Origin of the sequence: Trichocoleus sp. ST-U1, from assembly GCF_039961835.1 — a bacterium.
Lineage (GTDB): Bacteria > Cyanobacteriota > Cyanobacteriia > Cyanobacteriales > FACHB-T130 > FACHB-T130.
Genome location: NZ_JAMPJZ010000002.1, coordinates 84002 through 99012, shown reverse-complemented (window position 1 = coordinate 99012; position 15011 = coordinate 84002). Strand labels below are relative to the sequence as shown.

Annotated in this window: 11 protein-coding genes; 9 read left to right on the top strand and 2 right to left on the bottom strand. The window is 47.6% G+C overall.

The window, feature by feature from the left end; genetic code table 11:
- The first annotated feature begins 75 nt into the window (after positions 1 to 75).
- The 6 genes from folK to nblS all read left to right on the top strand — a co-directional run bounded on the left by folK (position 76) and on the right by nblS (position 10935).
- Positions 76 to 597 (top strand): 2-amino-4-hydroxy-6-hydroxymethyldihydropteridine diphosphokinase, encoded by a 522-nt coding sequence (folK, locus tag NDA06_RS01585; protein ID WP_190536986.1) that lies wholly within the window; start codon positions 76 to 78, stop codon positions 595 to 597.
- 6 nt (positions 598 to 603) lie between these two features.
- On the top strand, positions 604 to 1152 hold the full coding sequence (locus NDA06_RS01580; protein WP_190441028.1) for an NUDIX hydrolase: 549 nt from the start codon (positions 604 to 606) through the stop codon (positions 1150 to 1152).
- Positions 1153 to 1541: 389 nt separating this feature from the next.
- Positions 1542 to 2993 (top strand): deoxyribodipyrimidine photo-lyase, encoded by a 1452-nt coding sequence (locus NDA06_RS01575; protein ID WP_190984623.1) that lies wholly within the window; start codon positions 1542 to 1544, stop codon positions 2991 to 2993.
- Positions 2994 to 3115: 122 nt separating this feature from the next.
- Entirely contained in the window at positions 3116 to 7072 is a 3957-nt protein-coding gene (locus tag NDA06_RS01570) for a DUF2157 domain-containing protein (protein ID WP_190984622.1), read from the top strand.
- A 276-nt stretch (positions 7073 to 7348) separates the two neighbouring features.
- A complete protein-coding gene (purD, locus tag NDA06_RS01565; protein WP_190690270.1) occupies positions 7349 to 8623 on the top strand; it encodes a phosphoribosylamine--glycine ligase in 1275 nt (424 codons plus the stop codon).
- 287 nt (positions 8624 to 8910) lie between these two features.
- Positions 8911 to 10935, top strand: a complete 2025-nt coding sequence (gene nblS / locus NDA06_RS01560; protein WP_190415723.1) for a two-component system sensor histidine kinase NblS — start codon at positions 8911 to 8913, stop codon at positions 10933 to 10935.
- Position 10936: 1 nt separating this feature from the next.
- Here nblS and NDA06_RS01555 read toward each other — a convergent pair whose 3' ends face one another.
- Both NDA06_RS01555 and NDA06_RS01550 read right to left on the bottom strand, forming a co-directional pair.
- Positions 10937 to 11305, bottom strand: a complete 369-nt coding sequence (locus NDA06_RS01555; RefSeq protein WP_190984621.1) for a zinc ribbon domain-containing protein — start codon at positions 11303 to 11305, stop codon at positions 10937 to 10939.
- A gap of 73 nt (positions 11306 to 11378) precedes the next feature.
- Entirely contained in the window at positions 11379 to 11687 is a 309-nt protein-coding gene (locus NDA06_RS01550; RefSeq protein WP_190415429.1) for a TIGR03792 family protein, read from the bottom strand.
- 217 nt (positions 11688 to 11904) lie between these two features.
- Between NDA06_RS01550 and NDA06_RS01545 the strand changes: the two genes are divergently transcribed.
- The 3 genes from NDA06_RS01545 to NDA06_RS01535 all read left to right on the top strand — a co-directional run bounded on the left by NDA06_RS01545 (position 11905) and on the right by NDA06_RS01535 (position 14846).
- Entirely contained in the window at positions 11905 to 12228 is a 324-nt protein-coding gene (locus NDA06_RS01545; protein WP_190415431.1) for a phasin family protein, read from the top strand.
- Positions 12229 to 12363: 135 nt separating this feature from the next.
- Entirely contained in the window at positions 12364 to 12927 is a 564-nt protein-coding gene (locus NDA06_RS01540; protein ID WP_190441009.1) for an FKBP-type peptidyl-prolyl cis-trans isomerase, read from the top strand.
- A 227-nt stretch (positions 12928 to 13154) separates the two neighbouring features.
- On the top strand, positions 13155 to 14846 hold the full coding sequence (locus NDA06_RS01535) for an iron uptake porin (protein WP_199323952.1): 1692 nt from the start codon (positions 13155 to 13157) through the stop codon (positions 14844 to 14846).
- Positions 14847 to 15011 lie beyond the last annotated feature (165 nt).

Sequence of the window (15011 nt, the reverse complement as noted above, 5' to 3'; positions counted from 1 at the left end):
CGACTGAATTTGTTTAGCCTGTGTAGGCAGGCTAAGTTTCTTTATAGCCGCACCTGAAGGGGTCAGGCTGGAATCATGACATACGCAAAAACTGCGTTAGCAAAGGGTGGGCGAAGCGCAGTTGCTCTTGGTAGCAACCTCGGCGACTCCCGCGCCACTCTAGAGGCTGCTCTAGAAACGCTGAACCGAACTCCTGGAATTACTCTGCAAGCCCAGTCTAGTTGGTATCAAACGAAGGCTGTAGGGCCACCTCAACCAGATTATTTGAATGGTTGTGCCCTGCTGCACGTTCAGATGAAGCCTCAGCAATTGTTAGAGACGCTGTTGGCAATTGAAGATCGCTTTGGTCGCGTCCGTCAAGGGCGCTGGGGGGCGAGAACACTTGACCTTGATTTATTGCTCTTTGATGATGTGATTTTGGACACTCAGGGTGGGGAGATTCCGCCTCTCCAGTTGCCTCACCCTCGGATGAGAGAAAGAGCGTTCGTGCTGGTGCCTTTAGCGGAAATTGCGCCAGATTGGATCGATCCAGTTTCCGGATGTGCGATCGCGCAACTCGTTCAGGCTGTAGACTGTTCAGAAGTCCGTCGTTTGTAGTTTCCTATGGCACTGGGTCAAGAACCCCCTGAAGTCCTCAAACAACGCTTGTTCTACCAGGGGCGTAAATTTAATTTTGAAGTCAGCCGTCTGCGCCTCCCGAACCAAGTAGAGGGAGACTGGGAATGCATTCGGCATCCTGGTGGTGCGCTTGCTGTTCCTGTAACCTCAGAAGGGAAGTTGATCCTATTGAGGCAGTATCGTTTTGCTGTACAGGGGCGTCTTTTGGAGTTCCCGGCTGGAACGATAGAACCGAATGAAGCTCCAGAGGAGACTATTAAGCGCGAAATTGAAGAAGAAACCGGATATCGCGCTCACAAATGGCAAAATTTAGGTAAGTTTTCCCTTGCTCCCGGTTATTCAGATGAATTTATTTACGCTTTTTTAGCGCAAGATTTAGAACGTTTGGAGATACCTCCCAGTCAAGATGTTGACGAAGATATTGAAACGATTTTGATGACTCCCCAGGAATTAGAGCAAGCAATTCTGGCGGGTGAACCAGTAGATGCTAAATCGATTTCTAGTTTTTTCTTAGCTCGTCCTTTTTTACAATAGTTCGTTAGGTTAAAGTCTGCGACTACACAAAATTAGCCAGTTTAAGTTGGCTAATTTTTTATATTTTAATAGCCAGATATAAGATTATTTCAATTCTCAATTAGGTGCGATACATCAGTAGGGGCATGGCATTGCTATGTCTCTATTGAGCATTAGAACTGCAATATATTCCACCCACCTGAGAAACGCTATATAGGAATCTTGTTTGATTTGTAAGATACCAGCGGTTCAGATCCGCGACTTTAAGGAAGTCGCGGATCTCGCCTTCACGAATCATTGAGGATTGTTATAGCCGTTTAGTTTGCAGTCACTCGCAGGAGTGATACACATGGTGTTGTCACCTTTTAAACTGTCAAACATAAGCAAGTTATTTGAAAAGCAAGGATTGAATGTCTGACCTGATTTTGTTTTGGCACCGCCGCGATTTACGCATTTCGGACAATTTAGGATTAGCTGCTGCACGGCAGCAAAGTCCAAAGGTGGTAGGGGTTTTCTGCTTAGATCCGAATATTTTGAACAGGGATGATGTGGCACCAGCCAGAGTGACTTATATGATTGGCAGTTTGCAGTCACTCCAAGAACGCTACGCGAAGGCTGGTAGCCAGTTGTTGATCCTTCATGAAAATCCGACTCAAGCCATCCCAGCTTTGGCGGCGGCGCTGAATGCGAAGGCTGTATTTTGGAATTGGGATGTCGAGCCTTATTCAAAAGAGCGCGATCGCGCTATCAGCGAAGTCCTGAAAGAAAAGGGTATTTTTGTCCAAAATCACTGGGATCAGCTATTACACGCACCAGAGGAGATTCGCTCAGGTTCTAATCAGCCGTACACGGTTTATACTCCGTTCTGGAGAAATTGGAGTAGTAAACCCAAGGCTAAACCCGCAGCAGAACTCCACAATGCCGAGGGACTCTCACCAGAAGAACAGGAGAAAGCGCAACAAGCTGGTGCGCGTGAACTGCCTACGGCTCAGGATTTAGGATTTATTTGGGAAAATAAACTGGTGAGTGCGCCAGGAGAGAAGGCGGCGCAAGAAAAACTGGCAGCTTTTTGCGATCAAGCGATCGCAGAATATAAAGAACAACGGAATTTTCCAGCAGTTAGCGGCACCTCTCAACTCAGCGCCGCTTTGAAATTTGGCGTAATCGGCATTCGCACCGTTTGGGATGCCACGCTAAAGGTGTTAGAACACAGCCGCAGCGATGAAGAAGACACCCATATCCGCACATGGCAACAAGAACTAGCATGGCGAGAATTCTATCAACACGCGATGTATTGGTTCCCAGAATTAGCCGAGGGTGCCTTCCGGGAAACGCTCAAAAATTTCCCTTATGACAACCATCCAGAACATTTCCAAGCTTGGTGCGAGGGGAGAACCGGCTACCCGATTGTCGATGCAGCAATGCGCCAGATGAATCAAACAGCCTGGATGCACAACCGCTGTCGGATGATTGTTGCCAGTTTTCTCACTAAAGACTTGCTGATCGATCCGCGCTTGGGGGAAAAATACTTCATGCAAAAGCTTTATGACTGGGATCTTTCTGCGAACAATGGCGGCTGGCAGTGGAGTGCTTCTAGCGGGATGGACCCCAAGCCAGTCCGAATTTTTAACCCAGCTTCTCAATCGCAGAAATTCGATCCAGACGGGGAATATATCCGGCAATGGGTGCCAGAACTTAGGTCTGTCAATACAGAATATCTCGTGAGTGGGAAGATACCGGCGAATGAACGCGATCGCTGTAATTATCCCGCCCCGATTGTGGAACACCAGCTACAGCAGCGTCTGTTTAAACAGCGCTATCAGCAGCAAAAAGAAGCACTAGGGGATAAAGATAAAGAGTAAGCGTCTGGTGGACAGTGCCCGCCGGACAAGCGTGCTTTCAATACCCTAAAGTGTCACAATAACCACAGCCAATCCTTCAATCAAGAAGATGATTTGAGTATTCATCTTTAGGGTGGCTGCTGATGTCATCTTCACATGACCGCTCCATCAACATTAAAGTAACGATTAGCAATTCGCAGCCTCAGTTATTGGAAGGACTGGATGTTTGGCTGCGCTTGGGTTTGATTTCTGAGGCTCAGGTTAGCGATTTAAGTCAAAAATACTTGGTTTGTGCGTTGCCACCCGCTGCGGTAACGCCCAAACCAACGCCTGAAGTAACGCCTCAAATTACGATATCTTCTGATTCGCAGTTACTACCAGCTGCTGCTGGTAGGAATGCTTCTCGCCAACATCCCAAAGCGATCCCAGGGGTATGGCAGTCGCTGATGGCAGAACTCAGCGTCCGGTGGCTGCTGTTTTTGGGAGTGTTCATGGTGGTGGTGTCCTCCGGGGTGCTAGCCGCCACTCAATGGGAAAGATTTCCTGCTGCTGGGCAGTATGGGGTTTTATTAGCGTATACCTTGATTTTTTGGCGGGTAAGCGCTTGGGCGAATCGCCAACCCAGTTTGCAATTGACGGCGCAGACGTTGCAAATTGTCACCCTACTGTTAATGCCCGTGAATTTTTGGGCAATGGATAGCTTTGGGTTGTGGCAGAATCCCGTCAATCTGATAGTAGTTGCGATCGCATCCGTTGTCCTGACGGGGATTACTTTCCAATTATTGAAAAATTGGCGCTTGGCTGCTTCTGGACGGCTGAAACTACTAGAAGCGTTGCCAGCATTGAATCTTCTGGGACTCAGTTACCTGCATTGGGGCTGGAATTTGTCAGGATTTCCTGTCATCGCCATTTATCTGGCAATGGTGGGAACGTCCCTCCTCGCGTTCTATCAAGTTCGTCACCGACAGGCTGCGGGGACTATCGAAAAAAAGGGAATCGGGATTGAGTTGCCAGCCGGGGTAGTGATTTATGCCTTGGTGGTGCTGCTGGTACGAGCAATTTTTATTGTCCAAGTACCTGTAACGCAGTTGGGGTTAGCCCTTGGTATCTGCGGCTGGCTGGTGGCGTGGTTATCGCAACAGCAACCCGAAACATCCACCGAATCACTCCCATTGCCGTGGGAGAAAGTTGGCGGTAGTTTGTTGTGCCTCGGTTGGCTGGTTTCGGTAGGAACAACGGTTCCCTGGCAAGCAACAGCAGTTAGCGGATTGGGTTTGTGGTTTTTTTTCAGCCGATTGCAGCGTTTTTGGCTAGAGATTGATCTGGCAGCATTTTTAGGAATTGGCTTACAGACGATTTGGCTGGTTTGGCGGTTAGTTCCAGGTTCCGTGCAAGAATGGGCGATCGCAACTGGCACACAACTGACGGGTTCGGAAACGGTTCCTTGGGCGTTGCTGAGCCTGGTTTTATTTCCCTACGTTGTTTTTATCGTCGGGGTCAGCGATTGGCTGCATCGAGCTTCTAAGACCGATTTAGCCACTTTTGGCGAACAACTGGCACTCACTTGTGGGACAGTACTGAGTCTAATTAGTTTACTAAATCCCACATTGCGATCGCTCAATCTGTTGTTTTCGACTGTGACACTGGCAGTTGTGACACAGCGCCGACTTCCGACCAGGGTCAGTCTGGTGTATTTCACTCACTTGGTGGGGTTGCTGACGCTATTCTCTACAATTGACCGCTTTTTTCCCAATCTGCACCCAGAAGTTTGGGCAAGCATTTTGTTGGCGGTGATGGTTGCCGAATGGACGCTTCACGTCCTACTACCCTCCTCAGTACTTCTGTGGAAGCAAAGTGCTTGGCACATCGGTTTAGGGCTGGCGGGACTCAGTTATCAATTACTGTTAGCGAATGTTTCCTTATTCGGGGACAGTGATGCCTTTAGCCGTCAGCAGTGGGCAATTTTCTGGCTAATTACACCTTTGGCATTAACTGGAGTTGCCAGCCAAACTGCTGGAAAGCAACGCACATTGGCGAGTTGGTTGAGTGTCGCCAGTTTGGGAATGGCACAAATTCTCACATTCGTGCTACCTGGAGGCAGATTCATTAGCTTAGGAATGGCAACTGGGCTGATGTTGGTGAATACGCGCTATTTACGGCATCTGGCGGCAGCCGTCATTACCGTCGGGTTTAGCCTGAGTTTTCTCGGTGTGCTGCTGGGGGATGGCGTGCCTGGAGTGCCGCCCCTTTCGGTACCGGGTTGGTTTTTAGCGGGAGCGATCGCGGTGGTGGGTTTATGGCTTGCCAGAACCTGGCTGATGCGTGGTCATGGGACGTTAGCAGCACTTTATGCACAAGCGGTTGAGGGTTGGGCGATCGCGTTGTGTAGTTTTGAGCTGTTGATGCTAACGCTGCATTCACTTTTTGTCTACCAAGGGGTTGCTTCTCCCGATGGGGAATATTTACTTGCGGTTACGTTGATAATTGGGGCGATCGCTTATCGCAGTTGGCAACAGCCGAATCATTGGGCATTTTATGGACTGGGTTGGGGTTTAGAACTGTTAACAGCCGAGACGTTGGGCTTCTTTGAATACTCGGTGATGAATTTAGCGATCGCAAATATCGTCTTAGGTTTAAGCACGCAGCTTTTGGGAGAAGCATGGCGGCGGCGATCGCAAATCGAAAGTGTTCCGAACAGGTGGCATATCCTGCCGCTACTATACGGCGTGTTGGGGGCACTTCTGCGGCGGGATACTTTTACCAGTTGGACGGGATTGTGTACGCTTGCGATCGCGTTCATTGCGATTGGAGTTGGCAGACGACGGCAGGAACTTAAACCCATCCTCTATTTGGGACTTCTGGGAGTATCCATTTCTGCCTACGAACTTTTGTTCTATCAACTTTTACAAGCATCAGGTGGAGCTTTGGGCGATGGATTCATTGTCATGTCCGCCCTCGGCACCAGCATCATGTATGCCTATCGCCTGCTATTCCCCTGGCTTCTAAATTACTTACACCTTACTGCTGAAGAACTGAAAGTAATTGCCCATCTTCATTGGGCTTGGAGCAGTTGCTTACTCATCGCGGCGATTGGTAATCCCATTGCAGCTAGCCGAATTCTCGGATTAGGAACTGGCTTGTTTTTAATCCGATACGCGATTTTTCAAGGTCGCAGATTTGCCCTTTCTTCCCTCCCAAAAAACAGGGAAAGTTCCCAAGTCCCTTTAAAGACAGAGGAAAATTCAGCACCTTCCTTATTCAGTGAAAGCTGGAGGATTACCATTGCAGAAGTCTGGGTTTACCTAGGTTTATTAGAAGTAGGTGTCATCAGAATATTTTGGCTTTATACAGCCATTGGGCAGTTCTGGGCTGGCCCGTTAGTTCCTTGGAAAGCCCCCATTTCTTGTGTTTGGGCTTATTTTCTGTATATTTTGCCTTGGGAAAAGTGGAGATGGCCTAAAAGACCTTGGCAGCACGCGGCATATATTCTGCCACTGGTGATGATTTGGGAAACTAGAGTAGAAATTCACCCGATTAGCTTGCTGATAACAGCGGCATTTTATATTTTTATTGCCAAATTATCCAATCAAATTCGCTTTACTTATATCAGCCTAGCACTGATTAATTGGGCACTTTTTCGGTGGTTTTTGGAATTACAATTTTTCGATTACTTGTGGTACGTTATGCCGATTGGCTTATCCTGGCTGTATATTGCCCAAGTCGATTCTGGGTTGACGCTACCAAATCGCAAACAGACTCGCCACCTATTTCGTTGCGTAGGTGCTGGGGTAATTTGTGGAGCGGCATTTTTGCTACACCAAGAAACTGGATTGATACCGGGAATTTTGAGTATTTTATTCATTTTTGCTGGATTGGCTTTCCGAGTCCGGGCATTTCTCTACGTTGGTACCGCCACTTTTTTACTGACTGCTTTTTATCAGTTAGTGATTTTTGTTTTCCGTTACTCTTTTTTCAAGTGGGTGATCGGGTTGATAGTCGGTATCAGTTTTATCTCGATTGCTGCTAATTTTGAAACTCGACGCGATCGCTTTATCGCTTTGGTTCGGCACTGGCTGTCGGAATTGGAACAATGGCAATAATTTCCTTTCGTTCAATCCCAAAATGATTAAATTTAGCCCTGCTTTGCTCCCATCCATCAGGTATCTCTTGGCTAACTTAGACATTTGGTAATTGCGTGGCATAATGAAGTATTTGCTTGCCTTATACGATTTGCCCTGTAAATTTACTTGGTTTCAGATGTGAAATCGTCCCTGAGGATAAGCTGCTGGATTGAGGCGCTGCCCTTAGTCAGGGTTGGCGTAAAGCCTGCAATTTAGCAAGATTCAAGAAAACAAAAACAGGAGCGCGAGGCGAACGTGAAGGTTTTGGTTGTTGGCAATGGGGCACGCGAACACGCCCTGGTATGGAAACTGCTGCAATCTCAACGCATTCGGCAGATAGTCTGTGTTCCTGGAAACGGCGGCACAGCTTCTCTGGATCGTTGTCAGAATCTCCCTTTAAGTGTTGATGATTTTGAGGGAATAGCACGATTTGCTCAAGTGAATAACATCTCGCTGGTGGTCGTCGGGCCTGAAGCCCCCCTGGCTTTGGGGATCGCAGATTACTTGCAACGCCAAAATCTCAAGGTATTTGGTCCCACCAAAGCGGGAGCGCAAATTGAGGCGAGTAAGTCTTGGGCAAAGGATTTGATGCGGGAAGCGGGTATCCCAACCGCCAACTCAGAGGTGTTTACAGAGCCAGAAGCTGCAAAAGCTTATGTAGCAGCGCAAGGGGCACCGATTGTTGTTAAAGCCGATGGTTTGGCAGCGGGTAAGGGTGTTACGGTAGCGGCAACGGTGGAAGAGGCATACTCTGCGATCGCAGATTTATTCTCCAGTCGAGTCAAGACTGTAGTAATTGAAGAATACTTAGCGGGTCAGGAAGTCTCGGTTTTGGCGCTGTCGGATGGCTTGACAGTTCGTCAGTTGTTACCTGCTCAGGATCACAAACGCATCGGTGAGGGCGATACAGGGGCAAATACGGGCGGAATGGGAGCCTATTGTCCTGCTCCCATCCTGACACCTGCTTTGAGTGCGCGAGTTCAGAAAGAAATTCTGGAGCCGACTGTTGCCGCTTTAAAAGCGAGGGGCATCGACTACCGGGGTGTCCTTTATGCTGGATTAATGATTACCCCCCAAGGCGATCCGAAAGTTTTGGAATTTAACTGTCGCTTTGGCGATCCGGAAACACAGGCGATCTTGCCTTTACTCGAAACCCCTCTAGAAGACTTACTGGTTGCCTGCGTCGGACAGAAACTTGCCCAACAGCCTCCGATTGCCTGGAAATCAGGCGCTTCCGCCTGTGTCGTTGTAGCGGCGGGGGGTTATCCCGAAAGCTATAAAAAAGGTCACGTCATTACCGGCATTGAGCAAGCCGAGGCAGCAGGAGCGAATGTGTTCCATGCAGGCACTCAGAAGAAGCAGCAACAAGTGGTGACAGAAGGCGGTCGGGTGTTGGGAGTCACCGCCATTGGAGAGGATTTTGATGCAGCGATCGCTCAAGCATACGCGGCGATTAATTGCATTGAGTTTGAGGGGATGTACTACCGACGGGATATTGGTTATCGCGTCCGCACGGCAGGGAAACTTTAGCGTTTAACGTCATGTGCAACTGCAATCCAATCGCTCCTCGTTTCCAAAGCTCTGTAGCCTAAGCTAGAGAGTTTTGGAAAGTTGCACATCACGTAAATCTTTAAATTTCTTCAAAATCTTAGTCAAGCTGCATCCAAAGATACATGAGAGTTCCAGGGGGAACTTGAGAAAATAGAAGTGGATAAATATAATTGAGAAACGTTCAAAAATCCACCTATCCCTGGGAAGAATCCTCTACAATTTTTGATAAATCTCTAATTTTTACCATTTTTAGTGGCAAATTTACCTTGCTGGCTCTATTAAAAACCCTTCGAGAAGTTATTGCCCATTGGTGGTCTGAGTTTACTCTCCAGACGCGCCTGATGGCGGCTGCTACCTTAGTCGTCTCCTTGGTGATGAGCGGTCTGACCTTCTGGGCAGTGAATACAATTCAGCAGGATGCTCGGCTGAATGATACTCGCTTCGGGCGCGACCTGGGTTTGTTGTTGGCGGCGAATGTCGCGCCTCAGATTGCTGAAAAGAATCTGACGGAGGTGGCACGTTTTTCTCACCGCTTCTACAGCAGCACCTCCAGCGTGCGCTATATGCTCTACGCCGACGAAACTGGCAAAATCTATTTTGGAATTCCTTTCTCTGAGTCCGAGGTACAAAACTCGCTGACAATTCAGCGTCGGATTCAATTGCCAGAGGATTACGCTGATAATTCCGACTTACCAATGGTGCGTCAGCACCTAAGTCCGGATGGGGAAGTTACGGATGTCTTTGTTCCCCTGTCGCACGATGGCAAAAATTTAGGGGTTTTGGCAATTGGGATTAACGCCAATCCAACCGTGGTGGCGTCGTCCCATCTGACACGAGATGTCACGATTGCGGTATTTATTTCCATTTGGGTGATGGTGATTTTGGGGGCTGTTTTTAATGCCTTAACCATTACTCAGCCAATTAAAGAACTTCTCGTTGGGGTTAAAAATATTGCCGCTGGCAACTTCAAGCAACGAGTTGACCTGCCACTCGGAGGAGAACTGGGCGAACTGATTTACAGTTTCAACGAGATGGCAGAACGGCTGGAGAGTTATGAAGAGCAAAATATCGAGGAACTGACAGCAGAGAAAGCCAAGCTAGAGACGTTGGTTTCTACGATTGCTGATGGAGCGGTGCTGATAGACACCAACTTTCAGGTGATCTTAGTCAACCCGACAGCGCGACGAATTTTCGGGTGGGATGGCGTTGATGTGGTGGGATCTAATGCTCTGCATTGCTTGCCTTCTCCAGTAAACTTGGAGCTAGCGCGACCCCTGCATCAAATTGTTGCTGGCGAATGCGAAGGGGCAGAGTTTCGGGTGACGCTATTCCAACCGGCGAACCGCACCGTCCGCATTCTCCTAACGACCGTCCTCGACCAGTACCGGGAAACCATCAAGGGAATTGCGATGACGGTACAGGATATTACTCGTGAGGTAGAGCTGAACGAGGCGAAAAGTCATTTTATTAGCAATGTTTCCCACGAATTGAGAACGCCGCTTTTTAACATCAAGTCGTTTATTGAAACGCTCCACGAATACGGCGAAGATTTGACAGAAGAGGAACGTCGGGAATTTTTAGACACTGCGAATCGAGAAACAGACCGCCTGACTCGCCTGGTAAATGACGTTTTGGATTTATCTAGGCTTGAGTCGCACAAGCGCTATCACTTTGAGCCTGTAGATATTGCCCAACCTGTGGAGCAAACGCTGCGGACTTACCAGCTAAACGCCCGCGATAAAGGAATTGAACTCATCCAAGAGATTGAACCGAATTTGCCAGCAGTCTGGGGCAACTATGATTTGTTGCTCCAGGTGTTTGCTAATCTGGTCGGTAATGGACTGAAGTTTACTGAGACAGGCGGACGGGTGGCAATTCGCGCCTATTTGCTGGAGTCGAGGGATGAGCGGAGTCAAGGCGGAGTCTTCCCTTCCGGAGCAGAGGAACGCGGGAAAATTCCTGCAACGAACAATCCCAAATTAGTGCGGATTGAAATTTCTGATACGGGAATCGGCATCGATACAGAAGACCAAGAGGCAATCTTCGATCGTTTTTTCCGAGTAGAAAACCGAGTTCACACCCTTGAAGGAACAGGTTTGGGTTTGTCAATTGTTAGAAATATTATTGAGAAGCATCACACCAGGGTTCACTTGGTTAGCGAGGTCGGCGTGGGTACGACTTTCTGGTTTGACTTGACGGTTTTTCAAGAAGCAGCACCCGTTGAGGAGTTGCCTCTAAAAGAAGCAAAAGAAGCTTCAGGAACCAGTTCGGTTACGGCGAAGGTTGTCTAGATTATTTGCTTGCATAGAAAGCGATCGCTAAACTTACCACAATGAGACCGAATAGCAGCAGCAAAGGCTGGTTTCGCTGACACCAAAGTTGAAGCGAGTGACGCCAGCCGAGACTGTAGTGAGTGGCAGTCATCGGGTGAGATTCTTGAGAGCGATCGCTATACATCGTACATTCTTTGGCGTAAGGACGCTTGGAAAACGTACAGGTATCATCTTCGTGGTAAGTACAGGTATCGCACAGAAATTTCTCCCCCGTTGCTCGATGTAGGGGAATGCCAGGATGACCGTAGGCTTTTAGCTCGGTTCGGCAATAAGGGCAGGTCGTTACCTGGGCATTGACGGGTTGATGGCACTTTGGACAGTTCGGCATGGATAGCAGCACGGTAATTCTAGGTTTCTATCCAGTCAGCAAGTCGCAATCTAAAAAGACCTCTAGATCCAGTTTAAGCTTGGGGAAACTTTCGGATTTGATATTCTGCTAACTGAACGATGGGAAAAGCCTCTCCCATCGCTTGGACAAACTGCTGCTCGATTTCTTCCAGGCGTTCTGATGGAACAGACTTCCACTGTTCCCGCGTCGCCCAGCGAATGACTAAAATGACCTCTGTTGGCTCGTTCGGGTTGAGCCAGACTTCTTTACCCAAAAAACCCGGACAGGTAGTAAGGAAAGCTGTCCAGATTTCGCCATCCTTCTGAATGTATTTTTCCCGCAGTTCGGGGGCGACTCTTACCTGAAGCCACTCAATTACCATGAGCTGGAGTATAAGCTGCTTTGAAGCTGTAAATAGACTCTTCAATCATCCATCAGACAGATTGATTTTGCCACGAGCAAAGTCTGGAAGATAGGCGGCAGTTGTTGAGAGAATGTCACAAAATAGAACTGTAGGCGAAAAATCGGTAAGATTTTAGCACCGCTTTATGATACGTGTTTAGCCGCTCAAAGTCGCGGCGGAGTGACAGGAAGGGAAAATGGATAATAACAACTGGCTTAAGCAGCTACTAATGATGGGTGTGGGGACTACGTCTTTGGTAGCCGACAAAATCCGCGAAGTGAGCGATGAATGGGTCAAGGAAGGCAAAATCAACCCCGAGCAAGCTAAGGGGATGGTAGATGATTTGATGCAGCAGCTCAAGTCAGATCAGGGGAACTTGGAGATCCAGATGCAACGGCAAATGCGGAATATGTTGCAGGATCTGGGGGTTCCTCGCCAGTCGGAAATGGATGAATTGCGGGGACGCATTGACCGGCTCGAACGTCAGGTGCGTGATATGGAAAATAAGCTCTGGCGGTAAGTAAAGCTGATAGGATTGAAAATCTAGTGGGACAATCAATTTTGGATTTTGGATGGGGAATTTTGGATTAAATCGAAAATTCTCTCAATCTAAAATCTAAAGTTTTGAGGTCTTAGAGGTACGGAGAACGGATGAATGAGAGAAATTCTAATCAGCGTTGGGGTAATGTTTACCTGTGTAGTACTCTTGATTTTTGCTCAAGTTACGAGCAGCAATCAAGGAGATGCAAAAGCAGCTGAACTAACCAAAACTGAAACCGCAGTTGTTGCAAAAACTCCCAGTAACGATCCTAGTGCTGATATTACAAGGCTTATAACGATGAATACCAACCCAGGAAGTGATGAAACTGCCAGTGGCGAAGTGAAGACAACGCCTTCTGGTCTTAAGTACACTGAGTTAAAGGAAGGCGAGGGGGCAACTCCTAAAACAGGTCAAAGGGTGGTAGTGCATTACACCGGCACTCTAAAGGATGGCACGAAGTTTGATAGTTCGCGCGATCGCAATTCTCCCTTCGAGTTCAAACTCGGCGTTGGACAAGTCATCAAAGGCTGGGACGAAGGACTCAGCACCATGAAAGTCGGCGGACGCCGCCAGTTAATTATCCCTCCTGAATTGGGATATGGCTCTCGTGGTGCGGGTGGAGTCATTCCTCCCAACGCCACTCTAATTTTCGACGTAGAATTGTTGGACATTAGATAACTAAATCCTCAGTTTTTAGAACCCCGATTTCTCCAAGAAATCGGGGTTGTTTTTCGCATAATCAACAAGAGTATATGTTGAACTTCTTCTTGGTAGGAGAATATACAATTACTTGCTAGGCAAAAATGTAGTATTTAAACAACATCCAGCGTAAATTCAGCGAGCACGATCGGCATTTACGTGACAAAATTCATTAGGAATGCCAAAAAGTGTGAGGAGAGACCGTCTTGAAACTGTTTGGTGCCCCTCTAAAATTTTGCCTCGCGGTGCTAGTTAACGCTTTAGCGATCGCTAGCATTGCCCAAGCAGCAGAATTTCCAACTGTGTCAGAGGAAACCCATCCCTTTGCCCAGGATACTGACGCTCTAGTTGGGGCAGATACCGTTTCTCAGGGAACTGAAGAGACTGATGCGATGGATCGAGTCAGCAACGTGTCGCAGTTGCGAGATGTAGAACCGACGGATTGGGCGTATGAAGCCCTGCGATCGCTTGTTGAACGTTATGGCTGTATTGCAGGATATCCGGATGGCACCTTTCGTGGCAATCGGGCGCTGAGTCGTTATGAATTTGCGGCTGGGATAAATACCTGCTTGCAGCAAATTGAGAAATTGATTGCTGCTAGTTCAGCAGATTTTGTCACCAAAGACGATTTAGGAACCTTACAACGGCTGATTGATGAATTTGGAACGGAACTGACGGCGCTGCGGGGTCGAGTGGATACTTTGGAAGCTCGAACAACCCAACTGGAAGCTCACCAATTTTCTACAACCACTAAATTAGGCGGTGAAATTATCACCTATGCAGGCGATGCTTTTGGTGAGAATGCTAGCGATGTAAATAACGCTACTCTCGGTCATCGGACTCGCATTGATTTTAACACTAGCTTCACTGGAAAAGACCGCTTAAGGACTCGTTTTCAAATCACTAATTTGAGGCAGTTTGACACTGGGGCAACATTTGGTGGCGGGCCAGATCCAGGCTTAACAGGTGAAACTCGATTTACTCCCAGTAGCGTATCTCAAAATAACGAAGCCAGAATTAGCCAGTTAGAGTATCGCTTTCCAGTCGGAGACAAACTCAAAATTTATATTGAAGCGGGTTCAATCGATCCGTCGTATGTAACAGATACAGTTGCTCCTTTTATCGATACCTCTACGGGTTCTATTTCTAATTTTGGTCAAGTCAATCCTGTGTATTTTCCTTTGGGAAATCGAGCAGGGATTGCAGCAAATTATGCCCTTAGCGAAGCCCTCAGTTTAGACGTTGGTTACTTTGGTGAAGACGCTCCTAATGGTCCTAGTAACCCTGGTAGAGATTCAGGTATATTTAATGGTGGTTACAGTGCTTTTGCCCAGTTGGTTTATAGTGGCGATCGCTTGAAACTTGGCTTGCTTTACCTAAACTCTTTTTCTCAAGCTTTTGGTGTCGATACTCTCGCAGGTAGCAACGCTGCCAAAGTCATCGATCTCACCGATCCTGATGGCAATCCTGTGGTTGGTAATGGTTATGGCGCACAAGTTAATTACCGATTTAGTCCCCGCTTTGAACTCGGTGGCTGGGTGGGTTACACTGCCGCCCGCGCTCTTGGTAATATCAAGGGGGATGCAGATGTCTGGAATTATGCGGTAACGCTGGCTTTCCCTGATTTGGGCAAAAAGGGAAATTTAGGTGGCATTGTGTTAGGGATGCAACCAAAGTTAACAGGGACTAGCAATCGTGCTTTAGCAGAGGCGATTGGTTTACCTCCCGGACAAAGAAGCGATCGCGATACCGGATATCACATCGAAGCTTTCTACAAATATCAATTAACCGAAAATATTTCGATTACTCCTGGTTTCTTTTGGCTAACAGCACCTAACCATGATGAGCGAAATCCCGATGCTGTGATTGGTGTGGTGAGAACGAGTTTCGTCTTTTAGAATCAAACAAACCTAACCTGCTGACTTTCTCCTCTTAGGAGAGGGTTAGAGGGAGGTGAAGAGGGTTTGGAGTAAGGTTAACAAACTTATGTTTTTTTATGAGCTTATTTATCATAAAAATTTTGAAAATGTCACTTTATGTAAGCAAAATATCATCCTTAAGAT